The sequence below is a fragment of the Bacillus sp. FMQ74 genome (assembly GCF_001875785.1).
Lineage (GTDB): Bacteria > Bacillota > Bacilli > Bacillales > Bacillaceae > Bacillus > Bacillus stercoris.
The window spans coordinates 68641-89456 of the sequence record NZ_MOEO01000010.1 but is presented as its reverse complement, the minus strand read 5'-3'; the positions used below and the strand labels follow the sequence as shown (position 1 = coordinate 89456).

Annotated in this window: 21 protein-coding genes and 2 pseudogenes; 4 read left to right on the top strand and 19 right to left on the bottom strand. The window is 44.8% G+C overall.

Features of this window, described 5'->3' with window-relative positions:
- Nucleotides 1–512: 512 nt before the first annotated feature.
- Together rlmH and BLL41_RS17910 are read right to left on the bottom strand one after the other, a co-directional pair.
- On the bottom strand, nt 513–992 hold the full coding sequence (gene rlmH, locus BLL41_RS17915; RefSeq protein WP_003226975.1) for a 23S rRNA (pseudouridine(1915)-N(3))-methyltransferase RlmH: 480 nt from the start codon (nt 990–992) through the stop codon (nt 513–515).
- An 80-nt stretch (nt 993–1072) separates the two neighbouring features.
- Nucleotides 1073–1243, bottom strand: coding sequence for a CxxH/CxxC protein (locus BLL41_RS17910; protein WP_003219122.1), 171 nt, complete (start codon nt 1241–1243; stop codon nt 1073–1075).
- 184 nt (nt 1244–1427) lie between these two features.
- On the opposite strand from BLL41_RS17910, the gene BLL41_RS17905 reads away from it, so the two are divergent.
- Nucleotides 1428–1844: a hypothetical protein gene (locus BLL41_RS17905; RefSeq protein WP_071578876.1), complete on the top strand. Its 417-nt coding sequence runs from the start codon at nt 1428–1430 to the stop codon at nt 1842–1844.
- A gap of 33 nt (nt 1845–1877) precedes the next feature.
- Here BLL41_RS17905 and fdhA read toward each other — a convergent pair whose 3' ends face one another.
- The 6 genes from fdhA to BLL41_RS17875 form a co-directional block, all read right to left on the bottom strand.
- Entirely contained in the window at nt 1878–3104 is a 1227-nt protein-coding gene (gene fdhA, locus BLL41_RS17900; protein ID WP_083428067.1) for a formaldehyde dehydrogenase, glutathione-independent, read from the bottom strand.
- A 62-nt stretch (nt 3105–3166) separates the two neighbouring features.
- Nucleotides 3167–3337, bottom strand: coding sequence for a hypothetical protein (locus BLL41_RS17895; protein ID WP_071578874.1), 171 nt, complete (start codon nt 3335–3337; stop codon nt 3167–3169).
- Nucleotides 3338–3440: 103 nt separating this feature from the next.
- Nucleotides 3441–3689, bottom strand: coding sequence for a DUF2651 family protein (locus BLL41_RS17890; RefSeq protein ID WP_071578873.1), 249 nt, complete (start codon nt 3687–3689; stop codon nt 3441–3443).
- Between the two features lie 15 nt (nt 3690–3704).
- Nucleotides 3705–4868, bottom strand: coding sequence for a hypothetical protein (locus BLL41_RS17885; protein WP_071578872.1), 1164 nt, complete (start codon nt 4866–4868; stop codon nt 3705–3707).
- Nucleotides 4869–4878: 10 nt separating this feature from the next.
- Nucleotides 4879–5616 (bottom strand): YiiX/YebB-like N1pC/P60 family cysteine hydrolase, encoded by a 738-nt coding sequence (locus tag BLL41_RS17880; protein ID WP_071578871.1) that lies wholly within the window; start codon nt 5614–5616, stop codon nt 4879–4881.
- A gap of 141 nt (nt 5617–5757) precedes the next feature.
- Nucleotides 5758–6228 carry a GNAT family N-acetyltransferase gene (locus BLL41_RS17875; RefSeq protein WP_071578870.1) on the bottom strand — a complete coding sequence of 157 codons (471 nt, stop codon included), beginning with the start codon at nt 6226–6228 and terminating at the stop codon, nt 5758–5760.
- A gap of 110 nt (nt 6229–6338) precedes the next feature.
- On the opposite strand from BLL41_RS17875, the gene rapG reads away from it, so the two are divergent.
- Together rapG and BLL41_RS17865 are read left to right on the top strand one after the other, a co-directional pair.
- Nucleotides 6339–7436 (top strand): response regulator aspartate phosphatase RapG, encoded by a 1098-nt coding sequence (gene rapG, locus BLL41_RS17870; protein WP_071578869.1) that lies wholly within the window; start codon nt 6339–6341, stop codon nt 7434–7436.
- Nucleotides 7437–7553 carry a Phr family secreted Rap phosphatase inhibitor gene (locus tag BLL41_RS17865; RefSeq protein ID WP_003226961.1) on the top strand — a complete coding sequence of 39 codons (117 nt, stop codon included), beginning with the start codon at nt 7437–7439 and terminating at the stop codon, nt 7551–7553.
- Between the two features lie 34 nt (nt 7554–7587).
- Here BLL41_RS17865 and rocF read toward each other — a convergent pair whose 3' ends face one another.
- The 3 genes from rocF to rocD all read right to left on the bottom strand — a co-directional run bounded on the left by rocF (nt 7588) and on the right by rocD (nt 11383).
- Nucleotides 7588–8478, bottom strand: a complete 891-nt coding sequence (gene rocF, locus BLL41_RS17860; RefSeq protein ID WP_003226959.1) for an arginase — start codon at nt 8476–8478, stop codon at nt 7588–7590.
- Between the two features lie 73 nt (nt 8479–8551).
- Entirely contained in the window at nt 8552–9955 is a 1404-nt protein-coding gene (locus tag BLL41_RS17855) for an amino acid permease (protein ID WP_071578868.1), read from the bottom strand.
- 222 nt (nt 9956–10177) lie between these two features.
- On the bottom strand, nt 10178–11383 hold the full coding sequence (gene rocD / locus BLL41_RS17850; protein ID WP_069838313.1) for an ornithine aminotransferase: 1206 nt from the start codon (nt 11381–11383) through the stop codon (nt 10178–10180).
- A gap of 240 nt (nt 11384–11623) precedes the next feature.
- Between rocD and rocR the strand changes: the two genes are divergently transcribed.
- Nucleotides 11624–13009, top strand: a complete 1386-nt coding sequence (gene rocR / locus BLL41_RS17845) for an arginine utilization regulatory protein RocR (protein WP_071578867.1) — start codon at nt 11624–11626, stop codon at nt 13007–13009.
- Here rocR and BLL41_RS17840 read toward each other — a convergent pair.
- From BLL41_RS17840 to walR, 8 genes and pseudogenes are all read right to left on the bottom strand, one after another.
- Nucleotides 12991–13353: pseudogene (locus BLL41_RS17840) on the bottom strand (sensor histidine kinase); the annotation flags it as partial. The gene rocR and the pseudogene BLL41_RS17840 overlap by 19 nt on opposite strands.
- 127 nt (nt 13354–13480) lie before the next feature.
- A pseudogene (locus tag BLL41_RS22695) lies at nt 13481–13608 on the bottom strand (hypothetical protein).
- Nucleotides 13609–13628: 20 nt separating this feature from the next.
- Nucleotides 13629–14831 (bottom strand): serine protease HtrC, encoded by a 1203-nt coding sequence (htrC, locus tag BLL41_RS17825; protein WP_071578866.1) that lies wholly within the window; start codon nt 14829–14831, stop codon nt 13629–13631.
- 81 nt (nt 14832–14912) lie between these two features.
- Nucleotides 14913–15707 carry an MBL fold metallo-hydrolase gene (locus BLL41_RS17820; RefSeq protein ID WP_003226939.1) on the bottom strand — a complete coding sequence of 265 codons (795 nt, stop codon included), beginning with the start codon at nt 15705–15707 and terminating at the stop codon, nt 14913–14915.
- Nucleotides 15708–15728: 21 nt separating this feature from the next.
- Nucleotides 15729–16571, bottom strand: coding sequence for a WalRK two-component regulatory system regulator WalI (gene walI, locus BLL41_RS17815; protein ID WP_071578865.1), 843 nt, complete (start codon nt 16569–16571; stop codon nt 15729–15731).
- Nucleotides 16558–17925, bottom strand: a complete 1368-nt coding sequence (gene walH, locus BLL41_RS17810) for a WalRK two-component regulatory system regulator WalH (protein ID WP_071578879.1) — start codon at nt 17923–17925, stop codon at nt 16558–16560. Before walH ends, walI begins: the two co-directional genes overlap by 14 nt.
- Entirely contained in the window at nt 17915–19750 is a 1836-nt protein-coding gene (gene walK / locus BLL41_RS17805; protein ID WP_071578864.1) for a cell wall metabolism sensor histidine kinase WalK, read from the bottom strand. Before walK ends, walH begins: the two co-directional genes overlap by 11 nt.
- Before the next feature lie 7 nt (nt 19751–19757).
- Entirely contained in the window at nt 19758–20465 is a 708-nt protein-coding gene (gene walR, locus BLL41_RS17800; RefSeq protein WP_003244363.1) for a cell wall metabolism DNA-binding response regulator WalR, read from the bottom strand.
- Between the last annotated feature and the right edge of the window lie 351 nt (nt 20466–20816).

Genomic DNA, 20816 nt, shown 5'->3' with positions numbered 1-20816 from the left:
GTATATTGTTCTTTAATGAAAAAGTATTATGTTCAGTTGCTCTGAGGAAATATGTTATTTACCATGTTATTTTTGTAAAGGTATAACAGTGACCATCATCACAGAAAACTATTTCACATTATTTCTTTTTAATCCTTACACCTCAGAATTATATACGCATATAACAGCAAAATTTTCCTTACTTTTTGTATTATAGTTCCGATACGGATGATCTCATTTGCATATGCTGAGTATAGAGGTAAATAATTCTGAGCACAGTATAGAATTAGGTCAACCCTATTATTTATCTTTAAATAAGTTTAAATAATAAAAATTCACTCAATACTATTTTGTATATGTTTAAGAAGTTTTTTAGAATTCCTTCTAATTATCCACCGTTCTCTCATTTTTGGTTATTTTATGAATTAAATTCAATTATACCTTGGTTTTGATGAGATGTCTTCTAAAATTAGGAATATAATCTTTTGTCATTTATATTTAAATTTAATTATAGAAATTTCCTTTTGTTTAATTTACTTATGATACGGCTCCCCACGATTAATCCGAAAAGCCCGATAAATCTGCTCCACCAGAATAAGACGCATCAACTGATGAGGAAACGTCATTTTCGAGAACGACAGCTTCTCATCCGCTCGCTTCATTACCGCGTCACTCAATCCGAGTGATCCGCCGATGACGAAGGTGACTTTGCTTTTTCCATATGTAGCCAGCTTATCTATTGTATCGGCTAGTTCTTCGGATGTTTTCATTTTTCCTTCGATGGCGAGGGCGATGACGTGGGCGTCGGGGCTGATTTTTGATAGGATACGGTCGCCTTCTTTGTCTTTTATGATTTTCATGTCCTGGTCGCTTAGGTTTTCCGGCGCTTTTTCGTCCGGGAGTTCGATGATGTCGATTTTTGCGTAGGCCGAAAGTCGTTTGGTGTATTCTTCAATGCCTTGCTTGAGGTATTTTTCTTTTAGTTTTCCGATTGTCACAATATTGATATTCACAGGTCATCCCCACTTTAAAAACAAGTTATTCATATATGTTGTCCACAATTGTGGATATCTTTTCTGTATTTTGTGTAAGATCATTCGTTCCCCACTATATATACTGCGGGGTCTCCACATAATTCACAGGCTGTGGATAAACTGTTAGTATGTTCGATTTTTCTGATTTCGGGCGGCAGCTCGTGGTCGTCTATGTACATATCCAGCACCGTTTCGATGTGTTCTTCACAGGAATAATATGCTTGTTTCATGTTCAAATCCTCCGATGATTTCTTCCATTTTTACAAATGTTCTCTTCTCAATATAACCTATTTATTCACATGTTAGTAGTGCTTCGGGCTGAGTTTTATCCACAATTCGACAAACAAGCTGTTGATGACTCTATTTCGCTCGTGTGTTAGTTTGAAGGTATCCGATGTGTGGGGAGGTTTGCATTTGCGCTTTAGATGGGTTTGGCTTTTTGTGATCATGCTGCTGCTGCTTGCTGGGTGTCAGCCGTCTTATTGGGTGTTGGAGAAGGATCGAATCGATGAAGGCAGTCTAGACTTAGAAATATACGCTAATTACCTTCAAATACATGATGCTGTAAAAGGATATCAAGTCTTCACCATATCAGAAGGCAAAAAAATGGTTGTCGTGTCTCTCGGAAGTAGCGAGAACGAAAAACAGCTTGAGGTGTCAAACGTCAAATTCTCACCTAAAGAAACAACTGTAACTGTGAAACGAAAACCTGCTCCTACGGCAAATGAGAAAAACCCTTTTATTTTGATTGGACTGGACAAAATTGAAGGGGATTTAATTGTCCAAGACGAAACAGGATATCACTTTGAAGAAACAGATTACCAGCAATAAAGCCGGCGTTCTGAGAACGTCCGGCTTTTTCTTTTACTTCAATGTTCCATGCGGGTCGATGACGAATTTTTTGGCTGCGCCTTTGTCGAAGTCGCTGTAGCCTTTTGGCGCGTCGTCCAGAGAAATGACGGTGGCGTTGACGGCTTTTGCGATTTGCGCTCTGCCGCTCAGGATCGCTTTCATCAAATTGCGGTTGTATGTCATGGCGGGCGTTTGTCCGGTCACGAAGGTGTGGGCTTTGGCCCAGCCGAGTCCGAATCGGATTTTTAGTGAGCCTGTTTTGGCGTCCGCATCCTTTGCACCGGGATCTTCGGTCACGTATAAGCCTGGAATGCCAAGGCTGCCTCCGACCTGGGTGACGTCCATGATCGAGTTCAGTACAGCGGCTGGCGCTTCTCCTTGATTGCCGTGCCCGGATGCTTCAAAGCCGACACAGTCCACTGCGGCATCAACGGTCGGTTCACCTAGTATTTGTTCAATTTGCTCGCCGAGGCGGTCGTGTTTTTGCACGTTGACCGTTTCACAGCCGAAACTTCTCGCCTGTGCCAGTCTGTCTTCGTTCAGATCGCCAACAATCACGGTGGAGGCCCCTAGGAGCTGAGCGGAGTGTGCAGCTGCCAAGCCGACAGGCCCCGCTCCCGCGATGTAAACGGTTGAACCTGTTTGCACGCCAGCTGTGTAAGCTCCATGGAAGCCGGTCGGGAAAATGTCGGACAGCATGGTCAAATCGAGAATCTTTTCAAGCGCCTGTTCTTTATCAGGGAATACCAAAAGCTGAAAATCAGCGTATGGCACCATGACATATTCAGACTGGCCGCCGACCCAGCCGCCCATATCGACGTAGCCGTAAGCCGATCCCGGCCGGTCCGGATTGACATTCAGGCACACATGCGTTTTCTGCGTTTTGCACATCACACAGCGTCCGCAGGCAATATTGAAAGGAACAGATACGATATCGCCCTTTTTGATAAATTCGACATCACGCCCCGTTTCAATGACTTCTCCCGTAATTTCATGCCCGAGCACCAAGCCTTCAGGCGCTGTCGTGCGCCCCCGCACCATATGCTGGTCGCTTCCGCAAATGTTGGTTGTAATGACTTTGAGAATAACCCCATGCTCACATTTTCGATTCACATTCGCCTTCGGGACTCCGGGCCCGTCCTTCAAGATTAACTCCGGATAACCGATATCCTCCACTGCCACATTCCCTTTGCCTTTGTACACAACCGCTTTGTTTCCTGTCAACGCCATTCCTCCCATTCATGTTTTTGGACTCTTGGTCCTAGAACTTGACTTCGGTTCGTCATGACCCTTTCCCTTTATCACGACTGCTTTTTCTGTATTCTTATAACAACAAAAATGCCAAGAAAGCAGCCGGTAATGGTTCCGAGGATGTCTAGCAAGTCGACTTTACGTCCATTTAACAGGAACACAGTAATGGCCGAAACCAGGCATATCATAACTGCCAGAAGAATAACCCGTTTGGTGCGCATGTAATTCCTCCTTTAGATTCGTTTCTAAAACATACCCAAAATCTCTGCAAACTTCGGTTCAACAAAAAAAGAGACTTCACATCAGTCTCTTCATAAACAGCGATCAATTTAAAAATTTCCTGAGAAATAATGTGACAATACTGGTTACTAACGCAATCGCCGTATACATAACAACCCAAAACATGAATGAGCTATTGCCCGAAGCTAACGTAAATAACAATATCAAGCTCGCGATAAGGACAATGAGCGGTGCCACCCAAAATCTTTTAAATAAAAAATGACCCGCTATACCAAATACACCTGCAATGATCGGAAAACCAAAAACGATAAATAAAACGGCGATAGCTCCCATAAAGCCTCCTTACGCTTAAAACCCCTTCATCACCTCAACATCATACAGCTTCAAATGACTCTTCGGCGTCACAACATCCTTTACCTTCCCAATCTCTTTTTCCTTCACTTTCTTTCCGGTCTTCAGACTGTACTGTTCAATGTATGCAGGCTTGTTATACGTGTATGTGAAGAAATAGAGGCTGCTGCCTTTTTGGGTGATTTCTTTGAAATCGGCTTTCATTTTATCCTGGGAAAGGGTGAAGGCGATGCTTGTTTTTCCTGTCTTGGCATCGATTTTGTGTACCTTTCCGAAGCCGTCAATGAAATACAGGTTCCCGTCATAAGGGAAAAAGCTGTTTTTAAAGCTGAAGGGCATGGAGCTGTATATCGTTTGTTCATCGTTTTTGTATTCGGCGATGTCGTGCAGCTCTACTTTGCCGCTTTTTTTGTTGATCTTGACCATTTGATAAAGATTGCGGGCTTTTTGGCCGCGAATAATGACATACACAGCTTGATCGTCCACGGCAAGCTGGGATTCGACTGAGGCTCCTTCCCGGTACTGCCATTCCGTTATCTTGTGGTAGGTGAGCTTCTTCTGATCCGCTTGAATCTGAAGGAGATCATAGCCTTTTTCGTCAGCTGTCGGGACTAGTGCGTAAATGGCGCCATCATGAAAACCGGAGGCGCGGATATAGTAGGGGATGACGTCTTTTTTCCACTCTCCGTCCATCTGGCGGTACAGCTCTGAACGGTATTTGTCTCCCTTTTTGTCGTAGCCGGAGTTGTATAAGGTATAAAAGCCGTCCGTGTTTTGCAGAAAGCCTGCGCTGTCGCCTGTGTGCTGATAGGTTCTTTTATGGGAGCGCAGACCGTTTTTGATCGTGTAAATCGTGTTTTTGTCCTCCAGCATCACACTGTCGCCGTGAACCTTGGCTGAGCCCAGCTCAAGGCCCTTCATCTTAAAGGAAGACAGCGTCCCGTCCTGGCTGATAAACAGGGCGTAGCTTTTCCCGCCGCCAAATGCATCTTGATCCGCAGAGGATGAGAAATACAGCAGGACTTCTTTGTCATCCAGGAAATCGGGGTTTCTGAGATCCTGCTGACTCACGGTTTTATGGTTTTTGAGAGGAGAAATGAAGACAAAAAGTGCGATTCCTGCGAGTACAAGCATGGCAATGGTGATCATCCACTTTTTCATATCCCTCTCCTTATCTGATGGTCATAATGGTTGCTGTATAGGATGAGCTGGTGATGTCGCGCGGATACACTCCTAAACCTCCGTTGCTGTCTATATCAATGCCGGCTTTCAGCAAAAAGGCGGACCATAGGAGCTTTGAACAGTTTTTGGCGCCGTCATGGCCGGTATTTCTGTTATTGACGAAATTAAATGAGTATGGGTCACCGACTTTTGATACCGCCCAGTCAGCGGCAGCTGTTTTTTGAGATGAGGTAACGCTGACAGTTTGAACAATGGAGTTGTCTTCCACGTCTCTGGCATTGTAAGCGATCTGCCTGACGCCGTCGCCCGGGACAGATTCAACAATTTTGTCAGCGGCGGAATACATGCCGACGTGGCCATGATTATAGTAGGCTGTGTAGGAGTTCGTGTAATAGATATTGCCTTTCGCGCTTGTCGGAAGTTTTTTCGTGCCGGACGATCCGCCCATGATAGACATGCCGCTTTCCTTGGCGAGCCGGTCTCCCTCTGCTTTATCAGCTGTGATTTCCTTATAGAACTGTTTTAGGATAACGTCTTGCTTTACGTGCTGCTGTTTGGCAATCTGGCTGGCGGATTCCATGATTTCCTCCGGTGTCGTGCCTGGCTGCAGTGCGGCGATTTCTTCAGCATAGTTTGTGGTCTTTACGGCTTTGGCGGGAGAAACAAACAGGCCGCCGCACATTGTAAGCGCTACCAAAAACATCGACACTCGTTTCTTCAACTTCATTACATCTCCTCTTTTCTTGTGAGTGTAGGAAAGGTAATTTCCTCACCCACATTATATTAGGAAAATAAGGAAAGTAACTAGGTTATTTACAGAATTTTTAGAAATCATTTACAGAAAAAGACCTTTATCAGGCCCTTTTCGTCAAATCTTCTTGCTCATCACTACGTCTGTTTCTTGAAATCCGGTTTGCTCATATAGCTTTCGCGCCGTCTGATTATGGGCAAAGACATGAAGGGACAGCTTGCGGATTCCCATACTGCGTGCCGTTTGATCTAATGCCGCCAATGCTTGCTTTGCATAGCCCTTTCCCCGATACGGTTCATATAACCCGAAATCATAAATAAACGCTTCCTGCTGCGGATGCTCCGGTTCAGCATGTATCCAGAGCCAGCCAACGACATCCTTTTCATTCAGCGTGAGGCTCCACAAATGGTGATGGGGTGTTTCCAGCCCTCTCGGAAGCAGATCAGTAAATGCCTGCTTAGACAAAAGCTGTGCATCTTCAGGCAGCCATGTTCCCGCTTTTACCTTTTCTTCCGCGTAATGCTTTGTTGTGTATGTGAGATAAGACCGAAATTCTTCTGTCTGCATAGGGGTCAGCATGATTGTCATATCATCTCTCCTTCATATATTGACTAGAGGATTTTACATAAAATAGAAAGAGGTGTTACTATCAGAATAAGCAACTGAGATTGATAAGTCACTAGAGAAAGGAGTTTCACATGAATAAGATTGCACCTGCAGAAATCGCTAGCATGCTTAACGATTGGTACCTTGCTATCAAGAAACATGAAGTTGAAGAATCCTCCCGTTTATTTGAAGAAGTGAAGCCTTTATTGGATGACATGGAAGAGGATCAGGAGGTGCTTGCCTACTTCTCCTTGCTGGAACTGCGCCACAAGGTTTTGCTTCACGAGGCGAGAGGACAGGGCTTTCAGCATGAGGAGCCTTCTCATATGAATGCTACGTCTGACATGCTGAAATATTACTTTTTTCTGTTTGAAGGCATGTATGAGGCCTATAAAAATAATTATGACATTGCCATTGGGCTGTATAAAGATGCAGAGCAGTATCTCGACAACATTCCCGATCCGATTGAGAAAGCCGAATTTCACCTGAAGGTCGGAAAGCTCTATTATAAGCTGGGACAAAATATTGTGTCCCTCAATCATACACGGCAAGCGGTCAAAACGTTCAGGGAAGAGACTGATTATAAAAAGAAGCTGGCTTCAGCGCTGATCACCATGTCAGGCAATTTTACAGAGATGAGCCAGTTTGAAGAAGCTGAGGCTTATTTGGACGAAGCAATTCGGATCACGAGTGAATTAGAGGATCATTTTTTTGAAGCCCAGCTTTTGCATAACTTCGGCCTTCTCCATGCGCAAAGCGGCAAATCAGAAGAAGCGGTTTCGAAATTAGAGGAGGCTCTACGAAACGAAGAGTATGCCCGCTCCGCTTATTATTATCATTCTGCCTACTTGCTGATACGAGAGCTGTTTAAGATCAAAAAGAAAGAACAGGCCTTATCTTATTACCAAGACGTGAAGGAAAAATTGGTTGCTGAGCCGAATAGAATATGTGAGGCAAAAATAGACATTTTATATGCCATTTATGCAGAAGGGGGTCATGCGGAAACGTTTCACTTATGCAAACAACATATGGCTGACTTGTTGTCCGAGAAAGAGTATGACAGTGTAAGAGAACTTTCCATTTTGGCTGGCGAACGGTATAGGGAACTTGAGCTTTACAAAGAAGCTGCCCACTTTTTTTATGAAGCATTACAAATTGAAGAACTGATTAAACGAACGGAGGTTATATAAATGAAAAGATTTCTGATTGGCGCAGGCGTCGCAGCGGTGATTTTATCAGGTTGGTTTATTGCAGACCATCAAACCCATTCACAGGAGATGAAAGTCGCTGAGAAAATGATTGGATAAATGAAAAACCCCCGCGGGTGCGGGGGTTTTCTTATTACAGCAGCTTCTTCCCTAGCAGGGATTCTACGAGCTCTACTGCTGTTTTACCTGTTTTGTTTTTGTGATCAAGGATCGGGTTAACCTCAACGAATTCGGCTGAGGTAATGATGCCTGCGTCATACAGCATTTCCATAGCCAGATGGCTCTCCCGGTAGCTGATGCCGCCGACGACAGGGGTTCCGACACCCGGTGCGTCGTTCGGATCAAGTCCGTCCAGATCAAGGCTCAGATGGACACCATCACATGCTGATAAATAATCAAGGGTTTCTTCAATGACCTTTGTCATGCCAAGACGGTCGATTTCGTGCATTGTGTACACCTTCATGCCGCTTTCCTTAATGTACTTGCGCTCCCCTTCATCAAGTGACCGGGCGCCAATGATAACGACGTTTTCCGGTTTGATTTTAGGCGCGTAGCCTTCAAGGTTAACCAGTGACTCATGGCCAATGCCGAGGCTGACCGCGAGCGGCATGCCGTGAATATTGCCGGATGGTGAAGTTTCAAGTGTATTCAAGTCGCCGTGCGCGTCATACCAGATGACGCCGAGATTATCGTAATGCTTCGCTGTGCCTGCAAGCGTGCCGATCGCAATACTGTGGTCACCGCCCAGGACAAGCGGGAATTTTTTCTCTTCGATGACTTTGTTAACCTTTTGCGCGAGTTTTTCATTTCCCGCCAAAACAGAATTCAGGTTTTTCAGTTCCTCGTCATTTTTGATTTTTTCGCGGTTGATCGGAATGTCACCGAGATCTTCAACCGTATACCCCATGTCTGACAGCCTCTCGATCAGATGAGCGTACCGGATGGCACTCGGGCCCATATCCACTCCGCGTCGTGCTTGTCCTAAATCCATTGGCATTCCAATAACCGAAATCGTTTTATCCATCTGTGATTCCACCTCAACATTTAAGATAATGTCCTATGCGGGTTATAACAAAGATGACTTGCGGACAACGTTTTTAAAGCTCTAGCTGACGATTTGCCTGCTGGCGTTTTTTAATGACGACATGATAAATAATGTAGCAAATGATCATAAACGGTACGCCGCAATACAGCGCGATACGCTGCTCCGGATCAAATGCGAGGCTGATAAGCACGACCGTATTTAACGTCAGGCCGATCAGCGGAAGCACCGGATACAGCGGTGTTTTGAATTTCAGATCTTCTGTCTTGCCGCCTTCGCGGATATATTTGCGTCTGAACATGATTTGGGAAAGCGAAATCGTAATCCAGCCGACCTGCGCGCTCATGCCCGCCAATGATAACAGCACCATATATACGGTTTCAGCCTGCGCAAACTTTGTCAGAAGTGATAGGCAGGCCACAGCCATCGTTACGATTAACGCGTACATCGGCACACCGCGCTGATTTGTTTTGCCGAGCGCTTTAAAGGCCTGTCCTTCATTCGCCATCGCGTACAGGATACGTGTTGATGCGTATAAACCTGAATTCGCAACAGATAACAGCGCGATTAAAATAACAAAGTTCATAATATCAGCAGCATATGGAATTCCAATTTGCTCAAATACGGCAACAAACGGACTTTCCACGACTCCAGCCTGTTTCCATGGAATCATGCCGGCAATGACAACGATAGAAAGAACAAAGAACACAAGCGTTCTCCATACTGTCTGTTTGATCGACCGTGGAATCGTTTTTTCAGGGTCTTCACTTTCTCCGGCTGCAACTCCGATCAGCTCAGTCCCCTGAAACGCAAAGTTCACAGTAATCATCGTAATCAGCATTGCCTTTATGCCGTTCGGAAATAACCCATCTTCATAAAAATGTGTCAAAAACGGCGCCTGCTCTCCGCCCTTCAGATCAATCAGGCCAAACATGGCAGCTCCGCCGAGAATAATAAATAAAAGGATAATCAAAATTTTAATGCCTGAGAACCAGAATTCAGATTCCGCAAAGGCTTTTGTGGTGATTGCATTTAGAATAAACATCAGTGCCGCAAAGACCAGACACCAAATCCACACGTCTATATGCGGAAACCAGCGCTGCATCAGCTGCCCCGCTGATAAGAATTCAATGGCGCATGTAACCGCCCAGCCGAGCCAGTACAGCCAGCCGAACGCAAACCCGAAGGCCGGGCTGATAAATTTTGTCGCGTAGGTCTGGAAGGACCCCGACACAGGAAAGGCGACCGCCAGCTCTCCTAAGCAGAGCATGGTCAAAAACATGATAAAGCCGCCCACTAAATAGGACAGAACCGCGCCGAGCGGTCCCGCTTGGTTAATGGTAAACCCGGTTCCAAGGAAGAAACCGGTTCCGATCACTCCGCCCAATGAAATCATGAACAAGTGGCGTGATTTCATTGTCCGCTGGAGCTGATTTCCGTTATCTTGGTTTGTATTCACATTCTGCACCCCTTCAGCAACTTGTATTGGATCTAAGCTGGAACATCTGCATGGTGCTATCCCAGTTTGCTGTCCAAAGAGTCTCTATCTATTTAATATAAAATTCACTTCTTCTCATAAAGATACATTATACTAAAATACTGTAGCTGAGCAAATAGGGAGTGCTGATTTTTCTGTTGTAAATTTATACAAACGAAGTGAATATCCCTTCATGGTGCGGGTTTATGCGTTTTGCAGCACGTGCTTGATTTTCTCTATCGCCCAATCCAAATCCTTTTTGGAAATGATTAATGGCGGCGCAAAACGAATAACAGTATCATGCGTTTCCTTGCATAAAAGCCCTTCTTCCTTCAAGCGCTCACAATAAGGACGTGCCGCTTCCGTCAATTCCACACCGATAAACAGCCCTCTTCCGCGGACTTCTTTAATGACCGGGCTGTCAATGCTCTCAAGCTCACTCTTAAAGTATTCGCCAAGCTCAAGAGAACGATCCGCCAGTTTTTCATCCTCCAGCACTTCTAATGAAGCGATAGACACTGCACATGCAAGCGGGTTTCCGCCAAATGTGGAGCCGTGTGATCCCGGGTTAAACACGCCTAAGATCTCGCGGTCCGCCGCAATGCATGAAATCGGGAACACACCGCCGCCAAGCGCTTTGCCCAAGATATACATATCCGGAACAATGCCATCCCAGTCACAGGCAAACGTCTTGCCTGTACGTCCGAGACCCGTTTGAATTTCATCCGCAATAAACAAGACATTCTCTTCCTTACAAATCGCCGCCGCTTCCTGTAAAAATCCTTCAGGCGGAATCACAATGCCCGCTTCGCCTTGAATCGGTTCAAACAAGAATGCCGCTGTATTCGGCGTAATGGCCTGTCGAAGCGCTTCCACATCGCCGTAAGGAATGAGTTTGATTCCCGGAAGCATCGGGCCAAATCCTCGTTTATATTCCTCTTCAGAAGAAAGGGATACCGCCAGCATCGTGCGGCCGTGGAAGTTCCCGACACATGCGATAATTTCCGCTTGATTGTCGGCAACGCCTTTCACTTCATACGCCCAGCGTCTCGCCGCTTTTACCGCAGATTCAACCGCTTCGGCTCCTGTATTCATCGGCAGAATCATCTCTTTGCCTGTCAGCTTAGCTGTTTTTTCATAAAATGGCCCAAGCTGATCGTTGTGAAATGCGCGTGATGTGAGGGTGATTTTATCAGCCTGATCCTTCAATGCCTGAATAATTTTCGGGTGTCTATGACCCTGGTTTACCGCAGAATAAGCACTCAGCATATCCATATATTCATTGCCTTCCGGGTCCTTTACCCAAGCACCCAGCGCTTCAGAAATGACAATCGGGAGCGGATGATAATTGTTGGCTCCATAATGAGACGTCTGATCAATAATTTCTTTGGATTTAGATAAAGCTGGCATATTTGAATTCCCCCTTGTTTTCTGTTTCAACATGTTATCCTGCTTTCCCTTTATATAAATGCAAGTTCTGTGCCAAATCAAGAATTCGTGTGTTTTCTACAATTTTCGAGGACAAGGTGCAAAAACATTCTGATATTTCGAGCAAAAATTTCAGCAAGTGCAAAATTCTTTTGCATATCCTCTCTATTTTTTTATAAAATAGAAGCAATATTAAGAAAATAATTGAGGGAGGTTCATACAGTGGTCAAAGACAGCGAATTCCTCACATTGGTTTTTCAGAGCATTTTAGATGAAATCGATGTTGGCCTGCACGTGGTAGACGAGCATGGAAACACAATCGTTTATAACAATAAAATGATGCAGATTGAAGATATGGAGAAGCATGACGTCCTGAATAAAAACCTGATGGATGTGTTTATGTTTTCAAAGCAGCAGGACAGCACGCTCGTCCAAGCCCTTCAGGAAGGCAAGACGATTAAAAATGTGAAGCAGAGCTACTTCAATAATAAGGGCCAGGAAATCACGACGATCAATCATACCTATCCCATCGTCCAAGACGGCAAAATCAGGGGCGCAGTTGAAATTGCCAAGGATGTGACAAAGCTTGAACGGCTGATCAGAGAGAATATGAACAAAAAAGGCAGCACCACCTATACGTTTGACAGTATTCTCGGCACCAGTCCGGCCATTCGAGACGTCATCGAAAACGCCAAGCGGGCAACCCGTACGTCATCATCTGTCCTTCTCGCAGGCGAAACCGGCACGGGAAAAGAACTGTTCGCTCAAAGTATCCATAATGGAAGCGATCGTTCTGGCGGCCCGTTTATTTCGCAAAACTGTGCGGCGCTGCCAGACAGCCTTGTGGAAAGCATTTTGTTTGGGACAAAAAAAGGCGCGTTTACCGGCGCTGTCGACCAGCCCGGCCTGTTTGAACAAGCCCATGGCGGAACGCTGCTGTTAGATGAAATCAACTCGCTGAATCTCAGCCTTCAGGCGAAGCTGCTGCGCGCCCTTCAAGAACGGAAAATCAGGCGCATCGGTTCGACAAAGGATACACCGATTGACGTACGAATTATTGCCACGATGAATGAAGACCCAATTGATGCAATTGCAGGCGAACGAATGCGGAAGGACTTGTATTACAGGCTGAGTGTCGTCACACTGATCATCCCGCCGCTTCGGGAACGAAAAGAAGACATTTTGCTTCTCGCATCGGAATTCATCCAGAAAAACAACCATCTGTTCCAAATGAATGTCGAACACATCAGCGAAGACGTGAAGCAATTTTTCCTTTCTTATGACTGGCCGGGAAATATCCGCGAGCTTGAGCATATGATTGAAGGCGCAATGAATTTTATGACGGACGAGCAAACGATTACGGCTTCCCATCTGCCCTATCAATACCGCATGAAAATCAAGCCGGCTGACATCCCAGAGCCGGAAACACCAAGACACCAGCCGGCCGCGGACTTAAAAGAAAAAATGGAAAGCTTCGAAAAATATGTGATAGAGAACGTGTTAAGAAAACACGGCCATAACATCTCGAAGGCTGCTCAGGAGCTTGGCATCAGCCGACAAAGCCTTCAATATCGGCTGAAGAAATTTTCTCACTCATCTGACGAATAAGCTGGTGCAGGAAGCCTGATCAGAAAAACAGTGCCTCTTCCGATTTCACTTTTCACGTCAATTGTCCCATTGTGGCTGTCGATAATCGATTTCGTTATGACAAGGCCCAATCCCGAACCTCCATATTTCCGGGGGCGGGATGGGTCTGCCCTGTAAAACCGGTCAAATAAACGCGGCAAATGCTCCGGCGCGATGCCTGTGCCGTTGTCCGCTATCATCAGCATAACGCTATCACGGCCTTTTTGCAGTGAGATGGTAATGGCATCGGTTTTCTCATTTGTATACTGCACCGCGTTATAAACCAAATTCAAAATGACCTGTTTCATCTTATCCCTGTCAAACACTAAAAACCGTCACATCTTCTGCATTGAAGAAAGAAAAGGGCATCTATGTATACATCATTACTATCACAGCCAGCAACCACACGGAACAAACCATTAATGTGAATGCTGAGAATGGAGGTATTTGCAGTTAACAGCCATTTGCTGCTGTTTCACGTGTAACATCCATCTTGTATTTTTCTTTATATTCGATATCCTTTTTCAACTGAATGGGCGTGACCCTCGTTCGGTTTTTTGCATATCAAAACAGCCTGGCAAACGATGCCAGACTGTTTTGATTAACTTCCTAATTGGTCTGCGGACGACAGCTTGATGTGAACAGATTTTTCTTTTCCGCCGCGGTAAAACTTCACCTTCACCCGATCACCGACTTTTTTCTGATAAAGCCGTTTTCGCAGGTCAACAATATCATTTACTTTGTATCCGTCAAATTCCGTGATGACATCCAGTTCCTTCAGCCCCGCTTTTCCGGCAGGTGAAAAGGCGTCTACACCCATCACTACCGCTCCATTGGTAATATTCTTAGGAAGCTTTAATGTTTCATCCCAATGATAACTTGCGATGTCGCTTAGAGATTTCATCTCAATGCCAAGGAACGGGCGTTTGACCTTTCCGTATCTCTCTAAATCCTCTATCACAGGGATCACGAGCTTAGACGGAATGGACAGGCCAATCCCTTCAACCGCCGACTCGGCAATTTTCATTGAATTGATGCCAATGACCTTCCCGTCCATATTTAACAAAGCACCGCCGCTGTTCCCAGGGTTAATGGCCGCGTCTGTTTGCAGGACTTCTGCATTCCAGTCAGGCTGTCCGTCACCGTTTGAATCCACTGGGATCGCCCTCTCCGTACCCGAGATGACGCCTTGTGTGACAGAGCCTGCAAACTCAAGGCCTAACGGGTTCCCGATCGCAATAACCGGCTCCCCAGACTTCACTTTATCTGAATTTCCGAAATCGGCGACTGCTTTAATCTTATCGCTTTTCACCCGTAAAACGGCAAGGTCCATCAGCTGGTCGCTGCCGACAAGATCAGCTGATACACGTGAGCCGTCTTTCAAGCTGATTTCAATTTGGGAAGCGCCTTCGATGACATGATGGTTGGTCACGACATAAGCGGAATGGTCATTTTTCTTATAGATGACGCCAGAGCCGCTCCCAGCCTCGCCGCTCTCTCCCCAAATATCTGATTTTTGGATGTTCACAACACCGACAACAGCGGGCGACACATTGCTGACAATCTTGGTGACCGCATTGTTGACACTGACATTCACCGTCCTGATTGATTCCCGGCCATTGTTGTTCTGCTGCTGCTCTAAAGCGCCCGTATCTAACCCTTCATTTGAAAGGTACGGCATGATAAACGCCATTAATACGGCACCGACAATCACGCCAATCAGACTTGAAAGAAAATATCCTTTTTTGCTTCTCTTTGGCTGTTCAGGAGTAGTATGTTCTTCCTCACGTTCGTAATCCACCATATTCCATCCTTTCCAAGAACGTTAATATGGTTATATTGTGGGTTAGAAACTCCTAGAATAGTCATGATTTACATAGAAAAATTATACAGCGCAAAGCGGAGTGGCCTTCTTCGGATCAGTGTCGTATAAGTCAAATGTCTCACCCGTCACAAATCCTTTAGAAGCCAATGTCTGCTGTACAGACATTCTTGCCAGCTCCTTCATGTTGTTGTCCTGGCTTAAGTGCGCCAAGTAAATACGAGACGTCTCATCGCCAATGACATCCGTCATCGCCAGGGCAGCATCTTCATTTGAAACGTGCCCGACGTCACTTAAAATCCGCCGCTTAATGCTCCACGGGTATCTTCCCATTTGCAGCATGCCGACATCATGATTGCTTTCAAACACAAACACATTCGCTGAACGGATAATGCCTTTCATCCGGTCGCTGACATATCCCGTATCTGTCATTAATGCGAGTTTTCGGCCGTTATAATGGAACACATAAAACATCGGTTCCGCCGCATCGTGGGAGACGCCAAACGATTCAACATCAAGTCCGCCGAACGACTTCACCGTCTCCATCGGAAATACAAACTTTTGATCGGTGTCAATTTTCCCGATTTGATTCTCCATCGCTTTCCAAGTCTTCTCATTCGCATAGATCGGAAGCTTGTACTTTCTGGCGACCACACCAAGGCCCTTAATATGGTCACTATGCTCATGCGTCACAAAAATGCCGTCTACATCATCCAGCTTACGCCCGATCTGCGCCATCAGCCCATCCATGGCTTTTCCGCTCAAACCGGCGTCCACTAAAAATGCGTGATCCTCTGTTTCGAGGTAAAACGCATTTCCCGTACTCCCGCTCGCAAGTACGCTAAATTGCAAGCTCATGTTTGTCTCACTCCATTATTTTCATTGATCTGTATCTAAAATCGTACTCTCCAAAGCATTCACAGTAAAATACTCTTGTACTGTCTTTTTCTCACCGTTCACTTTTTTATCGTACTCGACTGTAATTCTCCATACCGGCGCCAGCACCTGCGTACTTGTCAGCGGATATTGTGCTACATAGCCGAATTTACAGCTCTTCACAGTGCTGTATTCTTTTAATTGATTTTGATAGTACAATAGCTCAACCGCATCCATTTCAGTAATTAAGCTTTCTTTCTGGATTTGCTTGAAGGTCTCAAGCGTAGTCTGGTCGTATGACACAACCTCGTTTTTACCGTTTAAGTGCAATACCACTTGCCCGATCATATTAGCGGGATTGTCGGTCTTTTGGTAAATATAATGGCCTTCGTACGTTTGGAAGAAAATAATTTCTTTCTTCGATTTATTAACCTTCCAAAGCTTATATTTTTCGCCATCTTGAATCTTCGAAGAAACAAGTGCCTGGGCATCGTCCTCGATATCCTTCTTAGATAGGGCGATTGGATTTGCAAACTTCATTTTCAGGCTCGTTACTTTATGATCATCACTAGGCATGTCCATCAAAGGCTTTTGATCCTTCAGCGCCTCAATTTCCTCCTTGGAGAAAGACTTTTGATTTGCCGTGATCCGATAGCCTTCTGTCGCTTCCTTATTCAAGCCTTCATACGTGATATGATCGGCCTTCATGTCATGCTCGACATCATTTTTAATGACTTCATATTCTTTGCCGGTAGCCTGCCATTTTTGAAAAAACTGATAGCCTAAGAAAATATCTAAAATGAGGAAGGCAACGATGAAGATTGATTTTGTCTTATTCCACTCCACTGTTAGCCTCCTCCTTCCTCAATAAGTCCTTTGTAATCGGCACAATTTTTCCATTTACTTTCATCGCCCAAATCGGTTCCAGTTCAACGAGAGGATCATCGTTGGTTGATGTGGATACCAATTGATAAGCAAGGAAGATCTGATCAATTTTGTCCGTATCATAAGCGGTTTGTTTCGAAAGCAGCATCTTCACTTCGCTGCCGCTCATCAGCTCTGTTTCACTTGTTTTAATCGGATTCGTTCCGAGACTGTAATTCGGCCGCTTATAACTGAGAATGTCATCATTCGCCCATTGCACCGTAATTGCCGATGTCGCTCCGAAAGGTTTGGCGGTACTGTTAATAACCGGGATCTGGTCCATAAAGATATAGAAGCTCAGCTGCTGGCTGTCATTGATACTGAAAAATTGATAGTGATCCGTCCAGCTTCCGGTATCCTCAAGGTATTTTTGGCTCTTTTTGATTAATTCCCCTGTTTGATAGGATGTGCTCTGCACCAAATTGCGCTGCTGGAACTGCACCTGGCGCTGGCTTAGATTCACATCTAAACGGCTGATCCCATCTGTCAGCACATTTCTGTTGTTGTAGTTCGAATCTTCCCTTACAATGCTCGGATCGCTAAACAAAGCCTGCTTAAAGGTATTTGTTTTAATCGATTCAGTGACAAATTCTTTTTTGTCCATCGTAAGCGGTTTGTTCGGCAGCAAGAACTCTTTCTTTGAGCCAATGGAGAACAAACTGAACGCCGGCATATTTGATTGCCTGTTTTTCAAGTCGTTCATAATGTTCCGGTAGTTTGCCGATTCAACCGTCACTTCAAGAATGAGCTGTTTGCTGTAAGACACCAAATAGATTTTCTTGTTCGCTTTTGTTTCATTGAACGGGATCAGAATATGATCAAACGAACTGTATTCAAACGACTGATTAGACCATTTAAACAGCGTTTGGAAAATATCAATCGGGATCGTATCGCTGAATTGCAAGTCAAGCTTGGCTTCAGAACCGCCTATTCCATAAAACCAGCTCTTGAATCCAGACTTGTCATACTGATCCGAAATATCTTTAATTCCTTTTACATCCCAATGCGGCAAGTCAGACCAGATTTCTTCATAGAGGGCATTGTCATCCACTTTGTAATGAGCGCCGTCATCATGGATAAACATGTCTCGCGGCCTTACCGTTTCAGACAGCTTCTGGGTCGTTTTTTCGATTTTATGTTTCTCACGCACAGTAGACTCTGTTGAGGATGAGCCTTCAGAAAAGTTTGGCTGGAACGTCCATATCCCCCATGTAAAAACAAGACTGATGACGACGAGTACGGTAAGTAATATCGTTTTTATATTTTCACGCTTCATCCCAATCATCCTCTTGTTCCTCTTTATATGGAAGAGTAAATGTAATCGTCGTGCCTTTCCCTTCTATGCTGTCCGCCCAAATATCCCCGCCGTGCGCCTGTACCATTTCCTTGGCAATCGCCAATCCCAGGCCGGTGCCGCCAAGCTTTCTCGTTCTCGCTTTATCCACCCTGTAGAAGCGGTCAAAGACTTTTTCGACATCTTTTTTCGGAATGCCGATCCCTTCATCCTTCACGCTGATATAGAGAAGTTCTTCCTCTTCATTGACATCAATCGAGAACGTGACATGTCCGCCTTCCGGTGAATATTTTAAAGCGTTAGAAATAATATTATCGAGCACCTGCGTAATTTTATCCTGGTCAATCTCGACGTACAGATTTCTGTCCGGCAGATTGCGGATAAACTCCACATGCTGCTCTTTTGTCATTTCAAAACGGTCAATAATAAGCGACATAAACCGGACAATCTGAATCCATTCTCTGTTAAATTGATAATCCTTACTGTCAAATTTCGACAGCTGAAGCAGATCATTGACAAGCCGGATCATACGCTCTGTTTCATTTTGCGTCACCATTAAGAAGCGCGGAGCAATGTCTTTATTTTCCCACGCGCCTTCAGCTAACGCTTCTAAATAGCTGCGCATTGTCGTAAGCGGCGTCCGCAGCTCATGTGATACATTCGCAACGAATTCTCTGCGTTCCTGATCCATTTTCTCTTGTTCGGTTACATCGTAAATGACAGCGATTAAACCATCAATTTTGCCGTGTTCCCTTTGAATCACAGAGAAATTCACGCGAAGCACCGTTAATTCATCATCGCGCTCAATTTCAAGCAGCATAGAATCCTGCTGCTCCACTAAATCTTCAAAAGTATAATTCTCTTGAAGCCCCAGCAAACTCGTAATCGGCATTTCTAAGGCTGTTTCACGTGAAACGTTCAACAGCTCCAGCGCCGGGCTGTTTAAGAGAATAATCGCTCCGTTTCGGTTTGTGGCGATAACGCCGTCTGTCATATAGGCAATAACAGAGGCTAGCTTTCTTCGTTCCCCTTCAGTCATCGCCTGGGCATCTTCTAGTTCTCTCGTTAAGTGGTTAAACGTAGTGGCGAGCTGCCCAATTTCATCATGCCCGTACTTTTTAACCTTCCTTGAGAAATTCCCTTTCGCAAGCTCCATCGCCTGCTTTCTCATATCTGAAAGCGGGTGGGTAATGGTTCTTGCCAGAAAAATACCGAGAAGAGCCGTCAAAACGAGTGCCAAACCGGTGCCGGATGCTAGTATCGTATTGATTGTCTTCATTTGATTAAAGACATCTTCCATACTCGCGACAACATAGATCGCGCCGACAACCTCTTGGTTTTCAGTCATAACGGGCTTCGCGGAAATAAGAACTCTGATTTTGCTTTTCGGGTCATAATATTTTCTTAAATACGACTGTTTGGTAGAAAAAATCCTCTTAAAAATCAGATCGGTCGTTTGTTTCCCTGCCACTTCCTCACCATACGGTTTTGAAGAACCGACCACTTCATAGCTTTTATCTACAAAACTAATTTCCCGAACCTCATCACTTTTCGTGAAGTCATTCAAGATACGGCTGACGTCATCCTTTATGACGGTACTGTCGTTATCGCTCTTATACTCTTGTTCGATATAATAAGAAAGGTTGTCGATTCGCTGATTCAGCGATTGTTCATAAGAGCTGATCAGCGACTTCTCTACCTGATTGACAAAATACACACCAATGATTTGCATGGCAATGATAATCAAAAGCACATAAATCAAGGTAATCTTAAATTGGATCGACCGAAAAAAACCAACCTTATTCATATGGGCATTAGTCCTGTTCTGGGTTTCTCAAGTAATAACCTACACCGCGGCGTGTGACGATCCAATTTGGATGGCTCGGGTTGTCCTCGATTTTTTCACGAAGCCGGCGTACTGTTACGTCAACCGTTCTGACATCGCCAAAGTAATCATAGCCCCAAACGGTTTGAAGCAAATGTTCACGGGTCATCACTTGTCCGATATGTTTTGCTAAATAATGAAGCAATTCGAACTCACGATGAGTCAATTCGATTGTTTCATCTCGTTTTGATACAACGTACGCGTCAGGGAAGATGACAAGAGAGCCGATATGAATCTCGTTAGAGGAAGGCTCTTCCTCCGCAGGCGCTGTTGTCAGCTGGCGGCGCAGGTTCGCTTTTACACGCGCCAAGAGCTCGCGTGTGCTGAATGGTTTTGTGACATAGTCATCAGCACCGATTTCGAGTCCGATCACCTTGTCAATTTCTGAATCCTTAGCCGTCAGCATAATGATTGGCATATCGTATTTCTTTCTGACTTCACGGCATACTTCAACGCCGTCTTTATTAGGGAGCATAATATCTAAAAGAATTAAATCAGGCTGAAGCTCTTCTACCATTTCAACGGCTTCGTTTCCGTCGTGGGCACAGTGCACCTCATAGCCTTCTTTTCTTAAGTTAAATTCCAATATATCTGCAATCGGTTTTTCATCATCTACTACAAGGATCTTTTTATCCATCATTTTGATTTTCCTCCTGCCGAATGACTTCATTTCATCTATATCACATTCGTTTCATCACTTAAGGCCCATGTAAAGAATGGGTCCTTGTCTATTATAACGGTTTAAGGTCAAAAGATAAAAAAAATAAAGGTTTAGAAAAAAAACACAAGTTTCACCTTTATCCATCCATTGTTTATCTTTTGTCATGCTGGTCAACTTTTTTTAAAAAAGATAACTTTATTGAAACCTCCCCTCACCGGAGTGCGTCTTTATCAATGACGTCTTCTTCTTTGAACCGGCCGCAGGGCCGGTTCTCCCTTTTTCTTCTATTATAACATTCCTCATGTTCGCCTTTTTCCTAAAAGAAAA